We start from the raw sequence: 23,143 nt of genomic DNA, 5'->3' as shown, positions 1-23,143 counted from the left end.
CGCCCGCCCCTCCGCTTCAGCGCACCCCCGCGCATCCCGTGCATCGCCACGGGGAGGGCTCTCGGCAGAACCCACCGGCGCCGATCGCCCGTGATCTGCCGTGCCCGGAACCGGCGGACCATCGCGGCAACGGCGACCGCGCCGATCGCCAGGACACCGATCACCAGTACATTGACGAGCCCCGACATGGCCGCCTCCGATCCGCGGGAAGGTTGAACGCCCTCGACGCTACGGAAACGGCCGGGCCGGAGGATCGGCTCAGGGGTTGATCGTGGGTGGAGTCGTCGTCTCCACCCACGGGTGGAGACGACGATGCTCAGACATCGATGCGCGAGGTGCTCAGACGTCGATGCGCGAGCGGTCCAGGGTGGCGGCAGAGCTGGTGATGAACTCCTTGCGCGGAGCCACCTCGTTGCCCATCAGCAGATCGAAGACCTGCTCGGCCGACTCCAGGTCGCCGATGTTGATCCGCCGCAGGGTGCGGTGGCGCGGGTCCATCGTGGTCTCCGCCAGCTGGTCCGCGTCCATCTCGCCCAGGCCCTTGTACCGCTGGATCGAGTCCTTGTACCGGATGTTCTTCCGCTGGAGCTCCAGCAGCCGCTGGCGCAGCTCGTTGTCGGAGTACGTGTAGATGTACTTGTCCTGGCCCTTCTTCGGCTGGACCAGCTCGATGCGGTGAAGCGGGGGCACGGCGGCGAAGACCCGGCCCGCCTCGACCATGGGCCGCATGTACCGCTGGAAGAGCGTCAGCAGCAGGATGCGGATGTGCGCGCCGTCGACATCGGCGTCCACCAGCAGGACGATCTTCCCGTAGCGCGCGGCGTCGATGTCGAAGGTCCGACCGGACCCGGCTCCTATGACCTGGATGATCGCGCCGCACTCGGCGTTCTTCAGCATGTCCGAGACGGATGCCTTCTGGACATTGAGGATCTTGCCCCGGATCGGCAGCAGCGCCTGGAACTCACTGTTCCGGGCGAGCTTGGCCGTGCCGAGCGCGGAGTCCCCCTCGACGATGAACAGCTCGCTGCGGTCGACGTCGTCGCTGCGGCAGTCGGCGAGCTTCGCCGGCAGCGAGGAGGACTCCAGCGCCGTCTTGCGACGCTGCGCGTCCTTGTGCTGACGGGCCGCGATGCGGGTCCGGGCGGCTGCCACGGCCTTGTCCAGAACCGCCCTGGCCTGGGCCTTCGCGTCGCGCTTCGTCGAGGTCAGGAATGCCTTGAGTTCCTTCGCCACGACGTTGGCGACGATCCGGTTCGCCGCCGAGGTGCCGAGCACCTCCTTGGTCTGGCCCTCGAACTGCGGCTCCGCCAGGCGCACGGTGACGACCGCGGTCAGCCCCTCCAGCGCGTCGTCCTTGACGATGTCGTCCTCGGCCACGCGGAGCAGCTTGGCGGAACGGAGCACCTCGTTGACCGTCTTGGTCACGGAGCGTTCGAATCCGGTCACGTGCGTGCCGCCCTTGGGGGTGGCGATGATGTTGACGAAGGACTTGAGGGTGGTGTCGTAGCCGGTGCCCCAGCGCAGGGCGATGTCCACCGCGAGTTCCCGGGTGACCTCGGTCGCCGTCATGTGGCCGCGCTCGTCCAGCACCGGCACGGTCTCCTTGAACGTACCCTGCCCGCTCAGGCGCAGGACGTCGCAGACCGCCTTGTCCTGTGCGAGGTACTCGCAGAATTCGCTGATGCCGCCGTCGAAGCGGAAGGTCTCCTCGGTCTTGCCCGCGCCGTCGAGACCGCGCTCGTCGCGGACGACGATCGTGAGGCCGGGGACGAGGAAGGCCGTCTGCCGCGCCCGCTGGTGAAGCGTCTCCAGGCTGAGCTTGGCATCCTTGAGGAAGATCTGCCGATCCGCCCAGTAACGCACCCGGGTGCCGGTGCGCGTCTTCGGCACCCGCTTGCCCTTGAGCAGGCCGTTGGCCGGATCGAACGGGCTGTCCGGCCCCTGCTCGGTGAAGATTCCCGGAACTCCGCGGCGGAAGCTGATCGAGTGGGTCGCGCTGTTGCGGTCGACCTCGACGTCGAGCCGGGCGGAGAGCGCGTTGACCACGGAGGCGCCGACGCCGTGCAGACCGCCCGAAGCGGCGTACGAGCCGCCGCCGAACTTTCCGCCGGCGTGGAGCTTGGTCATCACGACCTCGACACCGGACAGACCGGTCTTGGGCTCGACGTCGACGGGGATGCCCCGCCCGTTGTCCCGGACCTCCACGGAGTTGTCGTCGTGGAGGATGACCTCGATGTGGTCGCAGAAGCCGCCCAGGGCCTCGTCGACGGAGTTGTCGATGATCTCCCAGAGGCAGTGCATGAGACCGCGGCTGTCGGTGGACCCGATGTACATGCCGGGGCGCTTGCGAACCGCTTCGAGCCCCTCGAGTACGAGCAGATGCCGCGCGGTGTAGTTGGAACCGTCTCGGTCTGCTCCGGTCAGCAGCGCAGTGGACGGCACGGACGTATCGGCGGTCACGCGGTTCGCTCCTCGCTGAATTTCATTTGGGGCCCAGTGGGTATCGGGCTCGGCTTCGGTAGCCGCTGAGAGCGTACCGAGGCCTGGTAGAGCGGTTGTAACGCCACCCTCCGACAACCCTCACATCAATCCATCCTCGCACATACGTTCGGTCACCCGCAGGAGTGACGCGCACATCACGTTCCCTTCCAGGCATGAACCATTTAGGCTCCGGGCACGTCCTCATGAACGAACCGGCAAGCCAGCCGGGAGGATCCACCAAGACAAGCAACGCGAAACCGTAGCGCTACGCAATACGGCACATTCGCCGCCAATCGTCAATAGACAGCCATCTCGAGAAGAAGTTTCGAAGAAAAGCCACGAGCGGGAACGTTTTCGGCCTGGTTGGATGTTGACCCTGGTACGACAGCTCGTCGAGCTAGAGAAGAGGCGACGTGACTACTGTTCTGACCCCCGCGAGCCCGCTGACCGCAGCAGACCGCTGTGACCGTTGCGGCGCCCAGGCATATCTGCGCGTCGTCCTGATCAGCGGCGGTGAACTGCTCTTCTGCGCCCACCACGGTCGCAAGTTCGAGCCGGAACTCAAGAAGATCGCCGCGGAAATACAGGATGAGACGGACCGGCTCACGGCCGTACAGGCCCAAGCCGCCGAAGAGGAACACTGACACCTCGCATTCACGACGAGCTCGGGCCAGGTCCCGGACCTGCCGACGGGCGGCTCCCCGCGAGGGGAGCCGCCCGTTCTCGTACGCACGTGGCGCGACCGCTCAGCCCCCTTCGGGCATCCAGCCGATCGCTGCGGAGATCCGCGTGTACACGCCGGGGTTTCCCGCTCTCGCGCAGCCGTTCCCCCAGGACACCAGTCCGATGAGCCTTCCACGGGCCACCAGCGGCCCTCCACTGTCCCCCTGGCATGCGTCGTACCCGCCCAGCAGTTCGCCCGCGCAGAGCATCGCTGAGGGGTCGTACGTGCCGTTCCTGCCGCCCGGGTACGCCTGTGCGCACGCGCTGTCCGGCAGGACGCTCACTTTCGCGGAGCGGAGCGACCACGCGTAGTCGCCGTTGCCGCTCGTGTCACCCCACCCGTAGACGACGGCCCCGGTGCCCGGCGCGTACGCCTCATCCCCCGCCCCGGCCATCTGGATCGTGCTCTTCTCCGGCAGCGCGTCGGCCAGCGTGAGTACCGCCAGGTCCCCCGCGTTCGTGACGGGGTCGAACGCGGGATTGGTCCACGTCGACCGCACCGGTATCTCCTGTCCCCCGGTCTCGCGCAGGTCATCGCGGCCCGCGATGACCCGCAGGTCCCGCACCGCACCGACCTCGACGCCGAGCGCCTCACGGCTCAAGCAGTGCGCGGCGGTCAACACCTTCTTCGGCGCCACCACGACACCGCCGCAGAACTGCCCGGCACGGGCCTCCCCGAACCGGTCGCGGCTGGACAGCGCCACCACCCAGGGGCTGTCCTTGACATGGGCGGGCTGGCCGCCGACGACTATGCCGTCCTCGGCCGCCCGGGCGGGGGATGCGAAAGGTATCGCGGCTGCGGCGGCAACCAGGGCGAACGCCCCGGTCAGGGCACGGAAGGCGGTACGGGACATGCGTACTCCTGACTCTGTGTCGAACCATTCCCACCCAGAGTCGTCCCGCCGCCCGTCCGACGCACCCGTTGATAGGCCGAGGGCCCGGAACCCCATGGGGTTCCGGGCCCTCGCGCGCTGCTGCTACTAGTCGAGGTAGTCGCGCAGCACCTGCGAACGCGACGGGTGACGCAGCTTCGACATGGTCTTCGACTCGATCTGACGGATGCGCTCACGCGTCACGCCGTAGACCTTGCCGATCTCGTCCAGCGTCTTCGGCTGGCCGTCGGTGAGACCGAAGCGCATCGAGACCACGCCCGCCTCACGCTCGGAGAGCGTGTCGAGCACCGAGTGCAGCTGCTCCTGGAGGAGCGTGAAGCTGACCGCGTCGGCCGGCACGACCGCCTCGGAGTCCTCGATGAGGTCACCGAACTCGCTGTCCCCGTCCTCACCCAGCGGGGTGTGGAGGGAGATCGGCTCGCGGCCGTACTTCTGGACCTCGATGACCTTCTCGGGGGTCATGTCGAGCTCCTTGGCCAGCTCCTCCGGGGTGGGCTCGCGGCCCAGGTCCTGGAGCATCTGGCGCTGCACACGGGCGAGCTTGTTGATGACCTCGACCATGTGCACCGGGATACGGATGGTGCGGGCCTGGTCGGCCATGGCGCGGGTGATCGCCTGACGGATCCACCAGGTGGCGTACGTGGAGAACTTGTAGCCCTTGGTGTAGTCGAACTTCTCGACCGCACGGATCAGACCGAGGTTGCCTTCCTGAATGAGATCCAGGAAGAGCATGCCGCGGCCGGTGTAACGCTTGGCCAGCGACACCACGAGACGGAGGTTGGCCTCCAGCAGGTGGTTCTTGGCGCGGCGCCCGTCCTCGGCGATGATCTCCAGCTCGCGCTTGAGCTTCGGGGCGAGCTTGTCGGAGTTCGCCAGCTTGTCCTCGGCGAACAGACCGGCCTCGATGCGCTTGGCGAGCTCGACCTCCTGCTCGGCGTTGAGGAGAGGAACCTTGCCGATCTGCTTCAGGTAGTCCTTGACCGGGTCGGCGGTGGCACCGGCGACGGCGACCTGCTGCGCGGGCGCGTCGTCCTCGTCGTCGTCGGAGAGGACGAAGCCCTTGTTCTCGCCCTCGCCCTCCTCTTCCTCGCCGCCCTTGCCGACCTTTACTTCCTCGATCGGCTCGTCGCCATCGAGAAGCTCGTCGTCCTGCTTTCCGGACTTCTTCGCTGTTGTCTTCTTGGCCGCGGTCTTCTTCGCGGCGGTCTTCTTGGCAGCCGTCTTCTTGGCTGCCGCCTTCTTCGCAGGGCCGGCCGCGGCGGCGTCACCGGCCACCGTGTCCACGGTCTCTGCCGACGGGGCGGCGGTGGCCGCGACAGTCCTCGTCACGGTCGTCTTGGCCGCGACGGTCTTGGTGGCGGTGCGCTTGACCGGGCTCTTCGCTGCGACGCTCTTGCGGGCACGTTTGGACGGCTCCGCGGCACTGACCATCAGCGTCACACCCTCTTCCTCGAGGATCTGATTGAGGCTGCGCAGAACATTCTTCCACTGGGTTGGCGGAATCTGGTCAGCCTCGAAGGCCCGACGCACGTCATCGCCGGCGATCTGCCCATCAGCCTTTCCCCGCTCGATGAGCGCCATCACAGACTCGGACTCGGCGATCTCCGGCGGGAGCGTACGGGATGTGCTGGCCGACACGAACAACCTCTCGGAACGATGGAAACGGCTTCCGGCCCGGCCCCCGTGAGGGCTGGAGCCGACGACCGCCGGGCTGGGAAGTACCGGCGGCGCGGGGTTTGGCCTCAGAACTGCACAGCGCACTGAACGGCTGCTGTATTCCTTCCGTGGCGGTCACCTCTTAAGTCATCGCACTGCTTCGAGGAGTGTTACGCCCAATCCACGTGGCCCGAGTCACACCTCATTTGCGATGAACGAGACCAAGAGTGCATTCCTCCCCACAATTGTGCCGCCGGACCATGGCGGGCCCGGCGACACGTGGTTCGCACCCCGGCCGTACCGCGCTCAGTGCTCGCGGGGTGCGGGCACCACCCGCTCCACCTCGGGGTGGACGACGAGCAGTTGACGCATGGCCGTTTCGGCACCCGCCGCGTCGCCGGATGCGAGGGCGTCGACGATCCGGGCGTGGTGACCGAGGGAGGCGTCGGTGGGGCGGTCACAGCCCGTGACCGGGCCGCCCGACACCTGCAGCGCCGCGGCGACGATGCCGGAGAGGTGCTCGAGCATCCGGTTGCCCGCCGCCTGGATGAGCAGGGAGTGAAACTCCGCATCCGCCCGGGAACAGGTGATCGCGTCGCCCTGCCCGACCGAGTGCCTCATGATCTCGACCATGTCACCGAGGCGCTGCTGGATGTCCTCACGGCCGTGGCCCGCGGCGAGGCGCGCGGCGAGCGGCTCGATCGTCCAGCGGAGCTCTCCCAGCTCACGGCGCTGGTCCTCGCGCTGGGGACCGAAGGCGCGCCATTCGATGATGTCGGGGTCCAGCAGGTTCCAGTCGCTGACGGGGCGGACCCTGGTGCCCACGTTGGGTCGGGCGCTGACCAGCCCCTTCGCTTCGAGGACGCGCAGCGATTCGCGCACGACGGTACGGGAGACCTCGAAACGCTGACCGATCTCCTCCGGAACGAGGGGGCGGTCGGCACCCAGGTCACCGGAAACGATCATCTGACCCAGCTGCTGAACGAGTTGGCCATGGAGGCCGCGGCCCCGGCTGGCCGAGCCCCGCCGGCCCACCCGACCGAGCTCGGCGTCGGGACCGTCCCAGGTACGAAGAGCGGCGCGCTCGCCGGCCGGCGCCTCCGCATACGGGTAGCGATCGAGTTCACCCGGGCCGGCGAGGCCGGAATCGGCGGAGCGGGCGGCGGTCATCATGGTGTGCGCAAGGGTACTCACGCATCCTTTGTCGGCGCAGCTCACTCAGCTCTTGAGGTCTTTGGTGAAAAGCACACGAAAGGGTGATCGGCACCCACCCCCCAATTGACGTCTAACCGGTATAAACCGGTCATTCTCTTGGGAGTTACGGACCCTAGCTCGGTCCGACACCGCTCTGCGACCGCCAACGGACCCTGCCGTGAAGGCCGGTGAACAGATACGCGCAGACCAGGACCGACAGCGACAACGACAACGCGACCCCCACCGGATGGGCCACGAGCCGCACGGCCGCCGCCACCCATCGGTCCGCTTCGTGGGGCCAGCTCGGCCACACCAGTTCACGGAGCCTGCCCGGCAGCCCGACGGCCGGACGGGAGCCCTGCCCCGCCGACAGCACCTTCCGGACAAGCGGAGCCACGAGCACCGGCACGGCCAGCACTGCGGCGACACCGGCCGTGGTCACCCGGAAGACCCCGGCGGCCAGAAGCCCCGCCCACGCGCAGCCCACGACCAATCCCGCCCAACCGACGCACAGCGAAACCGAGTTCGGCGGAATATCGATCAGATCGGGGCCGTACACGACCCGCAGAACTTCGGCGGAGACCAGAACGACGGCCAGGGCCAGCGTCACGGCGGCGCATGCGGACACCACCAGCTTGGCAAGGAGCAGCCCCGGTCGACGGGGGATCGCGCCTCGCCCCGCGGCAAGCGCGGGATAGCGGAATTCGTCGCCGAACGACAGGGCGCCGAGAATCCCGGCACCGACCGCCGCGGGCGGCAGGGGCAACAACGACGGCCAGGCCGCCAGCGTCTTCGGCAACGGCGTATGACCGGTACGGGCCAGCAGTACGGAGAGCCCGACCGAGAGCGCCATGACAACGACCATGATCAAGGGCGTTTTCCTGACTCCGAACATGCGGCGCAGCTCGTACCGCAGCGGATGGAGCGGGCTGCGGGCGGGACGACGCCGGATGGGAGGCAGCACCTCCGGGCTCGACGCCCGCACGGTCGGCCGAGGAAGACTCGACCCCTTGCTGTCGACAGGCGCCGCAGGTTCTGCCGGACCCGCCGGGGGCGTGGTGGCCGCAGGGCGCGTGGACCCCTTGGCGCCTCCGCGATCTGTCGGATTCGCACGAGCTGTGGGGTTCGCGCGACCCATGAGGCCCACATGGCTGGTAAAGCCCACGTGACTGGCGGGGTGCACGGGATCGATGGGGCGCTCCCGTCCCGTCGCCCCCGCGGGCTCCACCACTCCCATCGGCTCCGTCGGTGCGGTGGGACCGGTGTCACCGAGTTCGTCGGCGAGTTGGTGCACCGGCAGCCCGTGCCGGAACGCCGTGTCACCGATCTCCGCACATGTGGAGCCGTACACCGAGAGCCGACCACCCGCTTCGGTGACCACCTCGACCGAGCGCCGGGCCACCCTGGCCTCCCGGCTGACAACCGCGGCAAGGCGGGCCGCGTGCGGGCTCCGGACCGCGACCCTGGGGCGCAGCCGGGTCCGGGAGAATTCGTCGGCGGCCTGGTCGGCGACGAGACGGCCACCGTCGATGGTGATCACTCGATGGGCGTTGCGCGCGGCCTCCCTGGTGTCGGTCGTGGTGTACAGAACGGTTCCGCCCCGCGCCGCGTGGGCCCGCAACAGTTCGTGCAGCCAACCGGCCTCGCGCGGTGAAAGGCCCTCCGCCGGATCGTCGAGGACGAGTGCGTGCGGGTCACCGAGCAGCGCCGAGGCAAGTGCGAGCCGACGGTCCATACCGAGCGAGAGCGCGCCGATGCGCCGGTCCCCGAGTCCGGCCAGTCCCACGACGTCGAGCACTTCGTCGGCCCGCCTCACCGGCACCCCCGCAGCGGCGCAGAGCATCCGGAGCTGCCCGCGGGCGGTGCGGACGGGATGCCCCGGCACGTCCCCGAGGAGCACCCCCACCTCACGTGCGGGCTGCGGGATCCGGTGCAGCGGTCTGCCTCGGAAGTAGGTGATGCCCCGCCCCGGGTCGAGTTCGAGCATGAGGCGGAGGGCCGCTGTCTTCCCGGAACCGGGGGCACCCAGAAGTGCGGTGACACGACCGGGCCGGGCTTCGAGGGTGAGGTCGTCCACGGCGGCCGGAAAGCCGCGGCGGGGGGCGCTGGTGAGTCCGATGGCCTGGAGCATCGCTTCTCTCGCGGAAGGTGAGACCGCTCGGCGGCAGAGCGGGTATCACAGCAAGATAACGCGACAAATCAGACTTTTTGCGCAGCTTCGATATCGCGGGCGTTCCGCGGACTCAGACCTCCGGCCTCAGCATCGGAGGGTTGAGCACCGTGGCCGCGCCGGCCCGGAACAGCTGGGCCGGACGCCCGCCCTGACGGGTGGTCGTACCGCCCGAGGGCACCAGGAAGCCTGGGGTGCCGGTCACCTTGCGGTGGAAGTTCCGCGGGTCGAGGACCACGCCCCATACCGCCTCGTACACCCGCCGGAGCTCGCCGACCGTGAACTCCGGCGGGCAGAAGGCTGTGGCCAGGGAGGAGTACTCGATCTTGGACCGGGCCCGTTCGACGCCGTCGGCGAGGATCCGCGCGTGGTCGAAGGCCAGCGGGGCCTGGCTCTCGCCCTCCTGGCCGAAGCCCCCTTCCGGCCCGAGCAGATCCTCGACGGGTGCCCACCTCGCGCTGTTCGCGTCACCGCCCGCCCTCGGGGCCGGCAGATCGGGAGCCAGTGCGAGATGGGCGACACTGACGACCCTCATCCGCGGGTCGCGACCGGGGTCGCCGTAGGTGGCGAGCTGTTCGAGGTGGGCGCCGTTGCCGACTGCCGGAGCCGCCGGGTCCTGGGCGCACAGGCCGGTCTCCTCCACGAGCTCCCGCGCCGCCGCCGCGCCAAGATCCTCATCGGCTCTCACGAAACCGCCGGGCAATGCCCAGCGCCCCTGGAAAGGCGGCTCACCACGGCGTACGACCAGTGCGCAGAGCGCATGACGGCGCACTGTGAGCACGACCAGGTCGACAGTGACGGCGAAGGGCGGGAAAGTCGACGGGTCGTAGGGCGGCATGCCGTGATCATAGTCGTCTGCCTGACGATAAACACTCCCTTCGAAGATCTCTTCTCGACCCCGCGCGCTTCTTCTCCTTCTCCTTGACTTCGTGGTCCGCCCCTCCTCGTACCGGGTACTGCCCACCCACGGACCGCGCTCCCCCGCACCGGCTTCTCCCTCCCCGTGGACCGCTCCCAGCCCGAGCCGATGCCGTACAGGGCGTCGCGGTCCGTGTCTCTTCCCCCGCCTCAGTGGCAAGGTCCGTTCAGTGGTGAAGTCCCCGGGTCATCCATCGCTCCTGTGGGTGCGTCGACCCTGCGCGGTTCGCCCGGACCTGCGCCGGGCAGCCGTTTCGGGACGGGAGGGTCCGGACGGCGCCTTCCGCCGGTGCGAGGTGGCCGGACGGGTGGTGCGGGATCGAACGCCCGGGGTCGCCCGATGGCTCCGCCGTCCCGTTCGGGCGCTGCGCTCCCCGCGCAGGCAACGACGCAGCGTCTCCGGGTCGAGGCCCTGGTTGCACGCTTCGTGGAGAAGCTGGGCGAAGGTGTAGTGGGGGTCCATCCGCAGGGCGAGTCCCAACGCGACCCGCGCGGCCGGTTCGTCCCCCGTCGACCAGGAAACCCAGCCGGCAAGAGCCAGCGGAGCCGCGGCGTGCTCCTCGTACGGTGAGACACAACGGCGGGACAGCGCCCGCCAGAGCCGGAGCGCGGAATCGGCCTCCGAGCCTTCCATCCATTCCGCCGCCCTGTCACGGGTATCCCGGTCCTGCAGGCCCAGGATCACCGAGGCCGCCTCGTCATGGCTGATCAGCCGGTCGTCGTTGATGTCCGCGAGGGAGGGAGTCGTCGGTGATGCCTCCCCGAGACGCTTCATGAGCCTCCTGGCGAGGTCCAGGGTCTCCCGGCCAACGGCCTTGCGGCCCGCTTCGTCGAGGAGCCTGGGCACCATTTCGACCCCCATCGAATCGAGCGCGCGTTGCTGGTCCGCCTCGGCGGCTGTGCCCAGGGGCATGAGCCTGGACTCCATCTCCCGCAACGATCCACGCACTTGGATGCCCGCGTACGCGGCGGCGGCCGCCATCACCGAGGTGCCGGGCATGGCCATCCGGTTGCCCTCAGCCGGACAGCAACGCCCGTCCGGGCAGCAGTAGGACCAGTACCGGCCGTCGGAGATGCAGAGTGCTTCGAGCACCGGCACGTCGAGCGCTCCGCAGGCCGTACGCAGGCTCTGGGCCAGGGGCCGCAGCCGCTCCATGACCCGGCCGGCGGGCTCGCCCTCGGCGGGATCCTGGCAGAGGAAGATCACGATCGCGTCGGGACGGCTGCCGCGGCGCTCGCTCCCCTTGATCAAGCACTCGGCGAGCTGCTCCGCGACGGACGGCCATTCCTCGGGCGTCTGCGGGATACCGAGCCTGAGCCGCCCGCCGAAGCGGCCCCTGCCGCCGTGCAGGGCGACCATGACCACGCTGTCGTTCGGATGGAATCCCATGAGGTAGGGAAGGGCGTCTGCGAGCTCGGCGGGGCCCCGCAGAGTGATCTGCTGCTCGTCGACCGGACCGTTGGATTCGTGGCGCTGGTTCATGGCATGACCGTCCCGCGAACGGCAAAATTCCGCGACCCCTGTGGATAACTTTTTCCACAGGCCGGGCCGACCGTTCGCGGTTTGTCGTAGCCATCGGGTTGCATGGGGGCATGACCCAAGCAACCCGCGCAGACCTCAGGGCCTCGGCCGACTCCGTACTCGCCCGACTCGTCGGTGACCCCACAGGCACTGCGCGGCTGAGGGAGGACCAGTGGCTGGCCATCGAGGCGCTCGTCGCCGACAAGCGCCGGGCCCTGGTCGTCCAGCGGACCGGTTGGGGCAAGTCCGCCGTGTACTTCGTCGCGACATCCCTGATCCGCGCGCAGGGCGGCGGGCCGACCGTGATCGTCTCACCGCTGCTCGCGTTGATGCGCAACCAGGTCGCGGCGGCGGCCCGTGCCGGAATCAGCGCCCGCACGATCAACTCATCCAACACCGAGGAGTGGGAGACCGTGCAGGCCGAGGTGGCCGCCGGTGAGGTGGATGTGTTGCTGGTCAGTCCCGAGCGGCTCAACAATCCCGACTTCCGGGACCAGGTCCTGCCCCGGCTCGCCGCCGCCACCGGACTGCTCGTGGTCGACGAGGCACACTGCATTTCCGACTGGGGTCACGATTTCCGGCCCGACTACCGGCGTCTGCGGACCATGCTGGCCGATCTGCCCGCAGGTGTGCCCGTCCTGGCGACCACCGCGACGGCGAACGCCCGGGTGACCGCGGATGTCGCGGAACAACTGGGCACCGGCGCGGGGACCGACGCGCTCGTGCTCCGCGGTTCCCTGGACCGGGAGAGCCTCAGCCTCGGTGTTCTGCAACTGCCGAACGCCGCGCACCGGTTGGCCTGGCTGGGCGATCACCTCAAGGAGCTCCCCGGTTCGGGAATCATCTACACCCTGACGGTCGCCGCCGCCGAGGAGGTCACCGCGTATCTGCGTCAGTGCGGGCACACGGTGGCGTCCTACACCGGTCGCACCGAGAACGCTGACCGCCAGCAGGCGGAGGACGACCTCCTCGCCAACCGGGTCAAGGCCCTCGTGGCGACGTCCGCACTGGGCATGGGGTTCGACAAGCCCGACCTCGGATTCGTCGTCCATCTCGGCTCGCCCTCCTCCCCCATCGCCTACTACCAGCAGGTGGGGCGTGCGGGACGTGGTGTCGAACACGCTGAGGTGCTGCTCCTGCCGGGCAAGGAGGACGAAGCGATCTGGGAGTACTTCGCGTCGGTCGCCTTTCCTCCCGAGGAGCAGGTGCGACGGACGATCGACGCCCTCGCCCACGCCGGTCGGCCGCTCTCGCTGCCCGCCCTGGAGCCGCTGGTCGACCTGCGGCGCACCCGGCTGGAGACCATGCTCAAGGTGCTGGACGTCGACGGCGCCGTCAGACGCGTCAAGGGCGGCTGGATCGCCACCGGTGAGCCCTGGGTGTACGACTCGGAGCGCTATGCGTGGGTGGCTCGCCAGCGCACTGCCGAGCAGCAGGCGATGCGCGAGTACGCGACGACGACGGGCTGCCGGATGGAGTTCCTGCGACGCCGGCTGGACGACGAGGAGGCAGCCGCCTGCGGACGCTGCGACAACTGCGCGGGAGCCCGCTTCGACGACCAGGTGTCCAGCGTGGCCCTCGACGGTGCGCGGGGCGAACTGAACAGACCCGGTGTGGAGATGGAACCCCGCAAGATGTGGCCGACCGGCCTCGCGGCCGTGGGCGTCGACCTCAAGGGCCGCATCCCCGCGAAAGAGGTGTCGTTCACCGGCCGCGCCCTGGGGCGGCTCTCCGACATCGGCTGGGGCAACCGGCTGCGCCCGATGCTGGCGCCCCAGGCCCCGGACGCCCCCGTGCCGGACGATGTGGCGAACGCCGTGGTGAGCGTGCTGGCCGACTGGGCCAAGGGGCCCGGGGGCTGGGCTTCGGGGGCCGAGGACGCCGCGCCCAGGCCGGTCGGGGTGGTCACTGTCGCCTCGCAGAGCAGGCCACGGCTCATCCAGTCCCTGGGCGGCCGTATCGCCGAGGTCGGCCGGATGCCGCTGCTCGGCAGTGTCACCTACGCACCGGGCGCGACGGACCTGCGGATCTCGCGGACCAACAGCGCGCAACGGGTCCGGGCCCTGCACGAAGCACTGGTGGTGGAGCCCGGTCTGGCCGACGCGCTGGCCTCGGCGGGCGGTCCCGTGCTGCTCGTGGATGATCTCGCGGACACCGGCTGGACTCTGGCGGTGGCGGCGAGGCTGCTCCGCCGGGCCGGGGCCCAAGGCGTGTTTCCGCTGGTCCTCGCTGTTCAGGCGTGACGGGAGGCATCGTTCGAGCAGGGCGTGGGCAGGGATATCAGAGTCATTCCGGCTGATTACCGTCACCTGCGCCAATTGCTCGTTGCCGCTCGCCGGTACGCCAGGAAGAATTGGACTCGCTCCCCGCGCAGTCCCTTTCGCGGCCCGGAAGGGTTGTGCCGCGGTGCGCCCTCACTCGACCCTGCCCGCACCATGGGCGCGTATGCGAAGGGAGGACCGTGACCTTCGGATTCGCTCCGTCCGCAGCCACTTCGATGTCGGCATCCGCCGACTCCGCCAACCGTCTTGCCAGGATGCTCGAACCGGCCGAGTGGGCCGAAGCGGGGATACCGCTGCTGCGCAACCCCCGCGAGGTTGTCAGCGGCTTGCACGCCCGGCACAGACCGGCCCCGACGACCGCCGTCGTGGCCGTGCTCGACCACGAGGAACGCCTCACGGCCAGCGCTTCGTTCACCCGTCGCCCCACGGCTGCGGACGGCTGGGAGTTCCGCAACGCTCTGCTGGCGCATCTGCGTCGGGTGATCCCGCACGACCTCCGCCGCCGCACGCCCGTCCGGACCGCGGTGCTGCTCTACTGCCGTGAGGGCGACGAGCGCTGGACGGAGGAGGACGGTGCCTGGATGTGGGGTCTGCGCGATGCCTGCACCCTGCACGGGCTGCGTTGCGGCGCGTACATCACGCTGACCGGCGGCGGTTGGCAGGTGCTGGGCGAGGGCCGGGGCGGTCGCCGTCCCAACTCCACGTCCAGGCCGTCCGCGCTCGCCGATATGTCGCTCGGGTCCGACCCGGCCCCGCTGCGCACCGGTGGTGGTGCGGCGCAGGCCCTGCGGCACACCGCCGCCCGCTGATCACGGACGCGGGCCCGGCCACCCTGTCGGGCAGCCGGGCCGTCGTGGTTCCGGGTGTCCTGCGGATCAGACCCCGGCGCCGAGCGCCGCGTTGATCCGCTGCGGGTCCCCGCACACGATCAGCAGTGCTCCGGCACGTTCCCGTGCGTCGGTCAGCGCAGGTGCGACCTCGCCGCCTCCGTTGACGGCGACGATCACCACGGGGCGGGACTTCAACCGGTCCGCGGCCTCGGCACCGGCGAAGAAGACGTCGTCGCCGGCTTCGTGCTGCGCCCAGTAGGCGGCCTCGCCGAAGGAGAGCTCGTGCGCGGCCCACGGGTGCTGTTCACCGGTGGTGAGCACCAGGATCTCGCCCGGCGCGCGGCCGGATTCGAGCAGCAGGTCCACCGCTTCGTCGGCAGCGTCGAGAGCGCCGTCCGCCGAGGCGGGGATCAGCTGGATCTGCGGTGCGGAACGATTCTCCTGCCGCCCCGCCTGGGGCCGGTCGGGAGTGGAGTGCGGGCGCTGCGCCGGGGGCGCGGGCTTCGCGGGGCCGGGCCCGGGACGACCGGGGCGCGGCGTGGCCGCTGAACGCGGGCCGGGTACGGGACGGGGGGTCGACGCGGTACGGCCTGAGGCCGGAGTGGCGCGGGGACCCTGGGCGCTCTCGTGAATCTGAGGCTCCTCGGGGATGAGAGGCATGAGTGGTTGTCTATCAAACGCCGTCGCTCGGGGCGTCGGCGGGTGGGTACAAATGCGCGATCAGAAGTCGAAGCCGAGCTGGCCCCCGCTTTCCAGTGCAGCCGCCTCGGCGGAGATACGGACTTTCTTGAGGTGCTGCCACCTGGGCAACGCGTCGAGGTAGGACCACGAGAGGCGGTGGTGGGGCGTGGGCCCCCGCTCCTCCAGCGCGGCCCTGTGCGCGGGCGACGGGTAACCGGCGTTGGCGTCGAAGGCGAAGTCGGCGTACTCGCCGGATTCCGCGCCCAGTTCGGCCATCATCGTGTCCCGGCGGACCTTCGCGATCACCGAAGCGGCCGCGACCGCGATGCAGGACTGGTCGCCCTTGATCACGGTGCGGACCTGCCAGGGCGCTCCCAGGTAGTCGTGCTTGCCGTCGAGGATCACCGCGTCCGGCCGGACCGGCAGGGCTTCGAGGGCACGTACAGCGGCCAGGCGCAGTGCGGCGGTCATCCCGAGCTCGTCGATCTCCCGGGGAGAGGCATCGCCGAGACCGAAGGCGGTGACCCAGCTCTCCAGCAACGGCGCCAGCTCCGCACGGCGCTTGGGGCTGATCAACTTGGAGTCGGTGAGCCCGGCGGGAGGTCTGCGGAGGCCGGTGACGGCCGCACAGACAGTGACCGGTCCCGCCCACGCTCCGCGTCCGACCTCATCGACACCGGCGACGATCTTGGCACCGGTGGTGGCGCGCAGCGAGCGCTCGACGGTGTGCGTGGGTGGTTCGTACGGCATGGCGCCTGTCAGCGTACGCCGATGGCGACGCCGACAAAACCCCGGGGTTCCCGTCAGTCGCCGGAACCTCGCGGCGGATCGCGGAGCGGGTGGCGGCACGTCCGCGGAAGCACGGCCCGCGCGTCGGGCCGTACCCGCACGGCGCGGTGCCGCCACCTCGGGATACTCGGCCGGTACGGCCCGAACGCGTGGGTCGGGCCGGTCAGTACGGGTCGTAGGGATCGTATTGGTCGACGCCCGTTTCGCCGTCGTCGCCGCCTGTGCGTGAAGCCATGCAGGACTGCACCGGATCGCCGGAGATCGGCTTCTTCCGCAGGATGTCCCGGGCCCGTGCCTCGCCCAGGTCGGTGGCGTACCAGGGCACGTCGTCGGAGCGCAGCGACCGCTCGATGTCCATGAGGGCGCAGGAGCGCAGTGGTTCGGGCAGTGTGTCCAGGGCCGGTACGGCGTCGGCCGACAGGCCCCGGAGGTAGGAGATGTCGATGGCGCGGTCGTCACGGTAGCGCTGGACGTTCTGCTCCGCGATCAGTCCGTCCGGCGAGACGAGCCCGAACGTGAGGACGGCGACGGCGGCGCTGACCGCGACGGCTCGCGGCAGCAGACGGGCGCCGAACACCCCCGCTACCAGGATCAGGACGATCACCACACCGAGCCAGAGTTCGACCGCGGCCACGGATATCCGCAGCCGTGTCAGCCCGTACTCGTCGACGTACAGATCCATCCTCCTCAGTGCGGAGGCCACGACGGTGAGGGTGAGCAGGCACAGCACGCCGAGCACGCTCCGGACGAGCGTGCGGTCGCCTTCCCGCCCGCGCGGGGCCCAGCGCAGGGCGAGCGCGATGACCAGCAGGGTGAGCAGCGTCGCCCAGAGAAGCTGCCAGAAACCCTGGCGGGCGTACTGGGCGTGGCTGAGGCTCGTCTCGGCCATCACCTTGTCGTATCCGCCGAGCAGCACGGTGAGCTGGATGGCGATGAAGACGGCGAACAGCAGGTTCAGCACGATGAGGGGCATGGCCCATTCCAGCCGCCCGCGCGCCTTGCCCCGGCGGATGGTAATGCCGTCCCAGCGCACCGGGGCGGCCGCGGTGTACGCGGCGGCGAGTGCACCGATCAGACCGGTGACGAAGAGGAGGACCCGCCAGGGGCTGTCCTTCATCGAAACATCGGGCATCAGATCGCCGAGCACATCGGCGAAGGCCGCGTCGGCACTGGCGAACAGCGCCCCGAACACGATCAGCAGGACGAGCGCCACCCCGGTGCTGCGCAGGACGACGCCCAGGCGGCCCCGGGAATCCGCGACCCGGGCATGCACTCCCCGTCCGCCCCAGGCCAGCCCGTCGGCAATGGAGCTGAACAGGCCCAATGAGCCGAGGAACACCCCGAGCCAGCTGCGGCTTCCGTGCAGGGCGAGCGAGCCGAGTGCGATGGCCGAGACGACGGCGAGGAACACGGGCCATCCGGCAGCCCTGAGGGCGGGCACCGCGAGGAGCGCCAGTCCGCCGACCGCCCAGCAGGCGGTCCACGGGCGGAGACGGCGGCCGGCCGCCCGAGCGGCGTAGAAGGCCCCGAGCGAGGCGGGAACGGCGACGATCAGCAGATTCGGCCCGAGACCGTCCCCCAGCAGCAGGGCGCTCAGCAGCGCCGTGACGAGGACGCAGCAAAGCGTCGCGCCGCGGATGGCGGCCGGCGTGGCCGGGCGCAGTCGCGCCAGCACGGGCTCCTGGGGTCTCTGCGGCTGCCAATGGCTGGGAGGTGGTTGCCGTCTGCCCTGTTGTTGTGCGTACTTCGGTGTCCGCGGCGGCTCGGGTATGCCGTCGCGGGGCTCCGGCGCCTTCACCGATGCGGCCTGCTCGGGCGTTCCGCCCCGTTCCGTTGGCCCGGACGCCTCGGGGGCTTCTTCCGGCCCGGTGGTTCCTGGCGTGTGATCGGACATGGGACCCCTCCCCTGCCGGGGCCCGCACGCACCACCCGCAGGGCAGCTGCTGGGGCACCCCGGCGTCTCGATTTGGCGCACGCGCGTCAAAATGATCATCGACGGCGGCGTGGCCGAAAGAGTAGCCCCTCCCCTTGCCGCTTCCGGCAGGGAGGGAGGGGCTGTGGCAGTACCGTGACAGACGGACGGCACCGGGGCGACGCCTCACGCGTCGGTGGTTCAGGCGGCGGCGTCGGGCCGACGCGGGAGCCAGTCCGGCAGTTCCTCCGTCTGGGCCGACCAGTCGGCGGGCGGCGCGGCGTTCCTGCCCGCCGCGACGATCCCGCCGACGATCGCACAGGTGGTGTCGACGTCTCCGCCCGCCTGGGCCGTCACCCAGAAGGCCTGCTCGAAGTCACCGAGGCCCCGTGCCGCCGACCAGAGGGCGAACGGGACGGTGTCGTGCGCGCTGGTACGTCGGCCGTTGCCGAGGACCGCCGCGACGGTGCCGGCATCGTCGTAGTCGAGCATGTCGCGGGCCCGGCGCAGTCCGGCACCCACCGCACTGCGCGGTACGAGGGCGATCACACCGTCGAGGAGGTCCGCCGGGGTGGGCGGGCCGGTGTCCGCCGCCGCCAGGGAGGCCGCGGCCGCGACCGCCATGGCGCCCACGACCGCCTCGCGGTGCTGATGCGTGGTGTAGGAGGAGATCTCGGCCTGGTGAGTGGCCTGCTCCGGGTCGTCCGCGTACCAGGCGCCGAGCGGCGCGATGCGCATCGCGGAGCCGTTGCCCCAGGAGCCCTGGCCCTGGAACAGCGCGGACGCCAGCTCCCGCCAGTCGCCGCCTTCGCGGACCAGCCTGAGCATGCGGTTCACCGCGGGACCGTACCCCCGGTCGAAATCATGGTGGTCGGCGAAGGAACGGGCCAGTGCGTCCTGGTCGATCCGCTGGTGCTTCCCCAGCACGGCCAGCACCGAGACGGCCATCTCGGTGTCGTCCGTCCATTGCCAGGGACCCGGCGGGAGTTCGCGCCGCTTCAGCAGCGGATAGTTGACGGGAACAAAGAACTGGGAGCCCAGTGCGTCTCCCACGGACAGTCCGTGCAGGCTGGCGAGGGCTCGTGCGAAACGTTGATCGGAAGCAGGGTCAGCAATTGTCATCGCTCATCCACTCTATCCGGTGATGCCGTAGGGCTCAGGGGTTCTCCAGCGCTCGAAGGGCCGGTCGAGGGTGTACCGCCCGTCCTCACCGAGCATCAGCGTCCGGGTCTCCCCGTTGCCCGGGTTGGACAGTGACTCGAACTCGGCCACCGACCAGTGGAACCAGCGCATGCAGAACAAACGCATGGTCAGCCCGTGCGTGACGAGCAGGACGTTCTCCGGGTGGTCGGGGGCTTCGAAGCTGCGGTACAGGCTCTCCAGGAAAGCCCCGACCCGGTCGTACACATCGGCTCCGGACTCCCCCTGCGCGAAGCGGTAGAAGAAGTGGCCGTACGCGTCGCGGTACGCCTTCTGCAGGCGCACGTCGTCCCGGTCCTGCCAGTTCCCCCAGTCCTGCTCCCGCAGTCGCGGTTCCTCCCGGACCCGCACCCGTTCGAGATCGAGGCCGAAGGACCGGAAGGTGTCGTGGGTGCGGCGATAGGGCGAGATGTACACGCTGACGCGCTCGCGCCCGAACATCTCCCGCAGCCGCAGCCCCGTCTCCCTGGCCTGTCTCAGCCCTGTCGCGGTGAGCTTCAGCGCATGGTCCGGCACGCGCTCGTACACCGTGTCGTCTGCGTTGCCCTCGGACTCCCCGTGCCGGACGAGGACGATACGTTGCGGTCGTGCCATGTACCGACCCTAGATCGAGCACGGCTCATTCGAGCAGTTGTCCGGACTCCATCCGACGGATGTCACCGATGAAGCGATGGCGCAGCAGCCGGTCGTGGGAGACGACGACCAGCGCGCCCCGCCAGTGGGCCAGTGCCTCCTCCAGCTCCTGCACGAGGCCAAGCGCCAGGTGGTTCGCGGGCTCGTCGAGCAGCAGCAGGTCCGCGGGCCGGGCCAGCAGGCGGGCGAGGGCGAGCCGTCTGCGCTGCCCGGCGGAGAGCGATCCGACCGGCACCCGGAGGTCCCGGGGGCGGAACAGCCCGTACGAGAGCAGCAGTTCCTCCTGCTCCTCCTCGGTGAGGGGCAGTCCTCGGCCGAATGTCGCGAGCACGCGCTCCGCCGGGCGGTTCACCGGCACCTCCTGCGCGAGGTAACCGATCCGGCCCCGCCGGACCACACGCCCCGCGTCCGGTTCGAGCACGCCCGCCATGACGCGGAGCAGCGTGGACTTCCCCGCGCCGTTGCCGCCGTGGATCAGGATCCTGTCGGCCGCCGTCACGGAGAACCGGTCGATCTCGAGCCGGTCGCCGACGCGTATGTCCGTCAGCGAGACGAGCTCGCCCCCGGTCGTACCGGCGGTGGGCAGGGCGGCGAAGCGCAGTGGATCGGGCGGTCTGGGGACCGGCTGCTCCTTCAGTCGTTCAAGGCGCTTCCCGGCGTTGCGGATCCTGCCGGACACCGAGGCCTGGACCCGGCCACCGGCCCGGTCGTAGGCCATCTTGTTGTTGTCCTTGATGGCACGGCCGGCCGCGACGCCGTGGGCGGTGGTCGTCGTGTACTCCTCCAGCCGCGCGGTCTCCTCGCACCACTGGGCGTAGGACTGTTCCCAGCGTCGCCGTGCGGCCTCCTGCTCGGCCCGGAATCCCGAGTAGCCGCCCCCGTAGCGCACGACCGTGCGCCGGTCGGCGTCGACCTCCAGCACCGCCGTGGCCACCCGTTCCAGGAAGACCCGGTCGTGGGAGACCGCGACCACCGTGCCGGTGTGTGCCACCAGGGCGCTCTCCAACCAGTCGAGAGCCGCCCCGTCCAAGTGGTTGGTGGGTTCGTCGAGCAGCATCACCTCGGGGCTCGCCGCGATCAGGCAGGCGATGCCGAGCCGCGCCTGCTCTCCGCCGGAGAGGCTGCCCAGTCTCCTGTCAGGTCCTATGCGGGCGAGACCGAGACCGTGCATCGCCTTGTCGACACGTGCGTCCGCCTCGTATCCGCCGCGTGCCTCGAACTCGGTGAGCAGGTCCCCGTAGGAGGCGAGCGCGGCCCGGTCGGCCGCACCGAGCTCCGCCTCGGCCTCACGCAACCGCCGTTCCATCGTGCGCAGTTCGGCGAGCGCGTCGTCAATCACGTCTTGGACCGTACTGTCGGGCGGCAGTCGCGGGGTCTGGGCCAACAGGCCCGCACCACCGTCCGCAGCCGTGAACGCGCTCCCGGAATCGGGCCGTTCGAGGCCCGCGAGCAGGCGGAGCAGGGTCGTCTTCCCCGCGCCGTTCTCCCCCACGATGCCGATCCGTTCGCCGGGGCGCACGGTCAGCGAGACATCGTCGAGCAACAGCCTTTCACCTCGGGACATGGACACATCGCGCAATGAGATCTGTGTGGGCAAGAGCGCCTCCGGATTCGGTCGTTCGGGAAACAAGTCGATCTGAGGACAAGGAGCGACAGCTGCCATCGACCGGAACGGCCGGGCCGTCCGTGAACGGGCCCCGCGATCAAAGCAAACGCCACCGTTGTCGCATTAAGGCGAGTGTGGCACACTGAGATCCACTAATGCAACTGGAGTAGCAATTGAATGAGCAAGGAGACACCCCGACGGCCGGAGCACCGACGGCCCCGCTCGCGCCCGGCACCCGCCGGCCCGGCGGTCGCACCGCCCGGACCCGGGCAGCGGTCCGGGACGCCGTTCTCACCGGGCTGGTGGAACACGGATACCCGGGCCTCACCGTCGAATACGTCGCGGAGCACGCCGGAATCCACAAGACGACCCTCTACCGGCGCTGGGGGAACATCGAAGGGCTGGTCGCGGACGCCCTCGACCTGGCCGGAGAGGACAGTTGGGCACCACCCGACACCGGGAGCCTGGAAGGAGACCTGCGCGCGCTGGCGCACACGACGGCCGAGTCCTTCGCCGCCCCCGCCACGGCGGCCGCGCCGACCGCCTTCATCGCCGCCGCGTTCCAGTCCCGACGCGCCGCGGAGGCGCTGAACGCCTTCTACGCGGGGCGGTTCGCGCGCTGCGAGACCATCGTCGGGCGCGCCGTGGCCCGGCACGAGCTGGACCGGAGAACGGATGCGGGGGCGCTCGTCAGAGCCGTCGTGTCACCGCTGTTCCTCAGACTGTTCATCACCCGCGAGCCCGTCGACGGGGAGTTGGCCGACCAATGTGCCGCCGCTGCCCTGGCCGCCGCCCGAGCCGGAGTCTTCGGCACCGCAACCGACCCGGAAGGCGCCGACGCCCCGGCCGGGCCCGCCTGATCGGTGGCCCGCGGCATCAGCGGCCCGCCGTCCCGACCACCGGCGCGGCCTGATCCGCCGCGCCGACCCGTCACACCGTCCAGGAGGGTTCCAGTTGCACGACATCTCCCGCCAGCTCCGTCACGTCGTCCTCGATCCGGGCCCGTTGCGACAGTCGCTCGATGCTCCCCGCCCGGTACTTGCCCCGCTCGGCGCTCGACTGCCACATGGACAGCACCAGGAACTCGTGCCCCGGCGCCTCGCCGAACACCCCTCGCAGCATGCCGGGCGATCCGGCCATCGCCGGGTTCCACACCCGTTCCTGCATCAACGCGAAGTGCTCCACCCGGTCCTCGCGCACCTTGCTGTGCGCCACCCTGACGACGTCCGCGTCGGTGAAGCGCGGCTCAAAACCGGTCTTCACGTCGAAGCGGTACTCGAACAGCTTGACCTGGATGCCGCTGTACGTACCGGACTGCGCGGCTGCCAGGTCGTCGTGCGCCCGCGCCATGAACGAGTCGTAGAAGACACGGTTCTCCCAGAAGGCGAAGACGTGCGCCACGTCCGGACGTTCCCGGCTCCACCCGCCGCCCTGCCCCCTGAATCCGGGCTCGCCCAGCAGCTCCGCCCACTTCCGCTGCCCCCGTTCAAAGCCTCGACGGTCCACCACGGTGCAACGAATCCACTTGACCAGCACCGCGCCATCGTACGGCGCCGGGCGTGGCGCGGGTCACCCTCCGGCGAGGTGACAGTGGCCCGATTCCGCCATCGAGGGCCAAGTCGGTTGGATCCACGGTCCGTTACGGACATGATC

At 70.0% G+C, this 23,143-nt stretch carries 18 protein-coding genes and 1 pseudogene; 4 read left to right on the top strand and 15 right to left on the bottom strand.

Features of this window, described 5'->3' with window-relative positions:
• Positions 1–188: pseudogene (locus EAO76_RS45555) on the bottom strand (hypothetical protein); the annotation flags it as partial.
• Between the two features lie 151 nt (positions 189–339).
• Complete coding sequence (locus EAO76_RS33685; RefSeq protein ID WP_148839839.1) at positions 340–2,460, bottom strand: type IIA DNA topoisomerase subunit B; 2,121 nt, start codon at positions 2,458–2,460, stop codon at positions 340–342.
• Positions 2,461–2,894: 434 nt separating this feature from the next.
• Between EAO76_RS33685 and EAO76_RS33680 the strand changes: the two genes are divergently transcribed.
• Entirely contained in the window at positions 2,895–3,125 is a 231-nt protein-coding gene (locus EAO76_RS33680; protein WP_018105354.1) for a hypothetical protein, read from the top strand.
• A gap of 102 nt (positions 3,126–3,227) precedes the next feature.
• Here EAO76_RS33680 and EAO76_RS33675 read toward each other — a convergent pair whose 3' ends face one another.
• The 6 genes from EAO76_RS33675 to EAO76_RS33650 all read right to left on the bottom strand — a co-directional run bounded on the left by EAO76_RS33675 (position 3,228) and on the right by EAO76_RS33650 (position 11,518).
• Positions 3,228–4,058 carry a trypsin-like serine protease gene (locus tag EAO76_RS33675; RefSeq protein ID WP_148839837.1) on the bottom strand — a complete coding sequence of 277 codons (831 nt, stop codon included), beginning with the start codon at positions 4,056–4,058 and terminating at the stop codon, positions 3,228–3,230.
• Positions 4,059–4,184: 126 nt separating this feature from the next.
• Positions 4,185–5,735 carry an RNA polymerase sigma factor gene (locus EAO76_RS33670; RefSeq protein WP_148839835.1) on the bottom strand — a complete coding sequence of 517 codons (1,551 nt, stop codon included), beginning with the start codon at positions 5,733–5,735 and terminating at the stop codon, positions 4,185–4,187.
• 324 nt (positions 5,736–6,059) lie between these two features.
• A complete protein-coding gene (locus EAO76_RS33665; protein ID WP_187438869.1) occupies positions 6,060–6,947 on the bottom strand; it encodes a FadR/GntR family transcriptional regulator in 888 nt (295 codons plus the stop codon).
• A 133-nt stretch (positions 6,948–7,080) separates the two neighbouring features.
• Positions 7,081–9,078 (bottom strand): ATP-binding cassette domain-containing protein, encoded by a 1,998-nt coding sequence (locus EAO76_RS33660; RefSeq protein ID WP_148839833.1) that lies wholly within the window; start codon positions 9,076–9,078, stop codon positions 7,081–7,083.
• A 112-nt stretch (positions 9,079–9,190) separates the two neighbouring features.
• Entirely contained in the window at positions 9,191–9,955 is a 765-nt protein-coding gene (locus EAO76_RS33655) for an NUDIX domain-containing protein (protein WP_148839831.1), read from the bottom strand.
• Positions 9,956–10,222: 267 nt separating this feature from the next.
• Complete coding sequence (locus tag EAO76_RS33650) at positions 10,223–11,518, bottom strand: DUF4192 domain-containing protein (RefSeq protein WP_148839829.1); 1,296 nt, start codon at positions 11,516–11,518, stop codon at positions 10,223–10,225.
• Positions 11,519–11,628: 110 nt separating this feature from the next.
• On the opposite strand from EAO76_RS33650, the gene EAO76_RS33645 reads away from it, so the two are divergent.
• Positions 11,629–13,800 carry an ATP-dependent DNA helicase RecQ gene (locus EAO76_RS33645; RefSeq protein WP_148839828.1) on the top strand — a complete coding sequence of 724 codons (2,172 nt, stop codon included), beginning with the start codon at positions 11,629–11,631 and terminating at the stop codon, positions 13,798–13,800.
• Positions 13,801–14,018: 218 nt separating this feature from the next.
• Positions 14,019–14,648, top strand: coding sequence for a hypothetical protein (locus EAO76_RS33640; RefSeq protein ID WP_148839826.1), 630 nt, complete (start codon positions 14,019–14,021; stop codon positions 14,646–14,648).
• Between the two features lie 66 nt (positions 14,649–14,714).
• On the opposite strand, the gene EAO76_RS33635 is transcribed toward EAO76_RS33640, so the two are convergent.
• The 6 genes from EAO76_RS33635 to EAO76_RS33610 all read right to left on the bottom strand — a co-directional run bounded on the left by EAO76_RS33635 (position 14,715) and on the right by EAO76_RS33610 (position 21,448).
• Positions 14,715–15,329, bottom strand: coding sequence for a hypothetical protein (locus EAO76_RS33635; RefSeq protein WP_148839824.1), 615 nt, complete (start codon positions 15,327–15,329; stop codon positions 14,715–14,717).
• A 60-nt stretch (positions 15,330–15,389) separates the two neighbouring features.
• Positions 15,390–16,100 carry a ribonuclease HII gene (locus EAO76_RS33630; RefSeq protein WP_148839822.1) on the bottom strand — a complete coding sequence of 237 codons (711 nt, stop codon included), beginning with the start codon at positions 16,098–16,100 and terminating at the stop codon, positions 15,390–15,392.
• Positions 16,101–16,302: 202 nt separating this feature from the next.
• Positions 16,303–18,033 carry a DUF4153 domain-containing protein gene (locus EAO76_RS33625; RefSeq protein WP_148839820.1) on the bottom strand — a complete coding sequence of 577 codons (1,731 nt, stop codon included), beginning with the start codon at positions 18,031–18,033 and terminating at the stop codon, positions 16,303–16,305.
• A 219-nt stretch (positions 18,034–18,252) separates the two neighbouring features.
• Positions 18,253–19,173, bottom strand: coding sequence for an ADP-ribosylglycohydrolase family protein (locus tag EAO76_RS33620; protein ID WP_148839818.1), 921 nt, complete (start codon positions 19,171–19,173; stop codon positions 18,253–18,255).
• Between the two features lie 12 nt (positions 19,174–19,185).
• Positions 19,186–19,845: a histidine phosphatase family protein gene (locus EAO76_RS33615; RefSeq protein ID WP_148839817.1), complete on the bottom strand. Its 660-nt coding sequence runs from the start codon at positions 19,843–19,845 to the stop codon at positions 19,186–19,188.
• 25 nt (positions 19,846–19,870) lie between these two features.
• Positions 19,871–21,448 carry an ABC-F family ATP-binding cassette domain-containing protein gene (locus EAO76_RS33610; protein ID WP_148839815.1) on the bottom strand — a complete coding sequence of 526 codons (1,578 nt, stop codon included), beginning with the start codon at positions 21,446–21,448 and terminating at the stop codon, positions 19,871–19,873.
• Between the two features lie 215 nt (positions 21,449–21,663).
• Here EAO76_RS33610 and EAO76_RS33605 point away from each other — a divergent pair, with 215 nt between their 5' ends.
• Entirely contained in the window at positions 21,664–22,350 is a 687-nt protein-coding gene (locus EAO76_RS33605; RefSeq protein ID WP_148839813.1) for a TetR/AcrR family transcriptional regulator, read from the top strand.
• Between the two features lie 70 nt (positions 22,351–22,420).
• On the opposite strand, the gene EAO76_RS33600 is transcribed toward EAO76_RS33605, so the two are convergent.
• Positions 22,421–23,026, bottom strand: a complete 606-nt coding sequence (locus EAO76_RS33600; protein WP_148839811.1) for a YdbC family protein — start codon at positions 23,024–23,026, stop codon at positions 22,421–22,423.
• Positions 23,027–23,143: the final 117 nt, after the last annotated feature.

The sequence above is a fragment of the Streptomyces sp. sk2.1 genome, assembly GCF_008120935.1.
Lineage (GTDB): Bacteria > Actinomycetota > Actinomycetes > Streptomycetales > Streptomycetaceae > Streptomyces.
The sequence above is the reverse complement of the archived record's forward strand: the minus strand, read 5'-3'. Positions and strand labels throughout refer to the sequence as shown.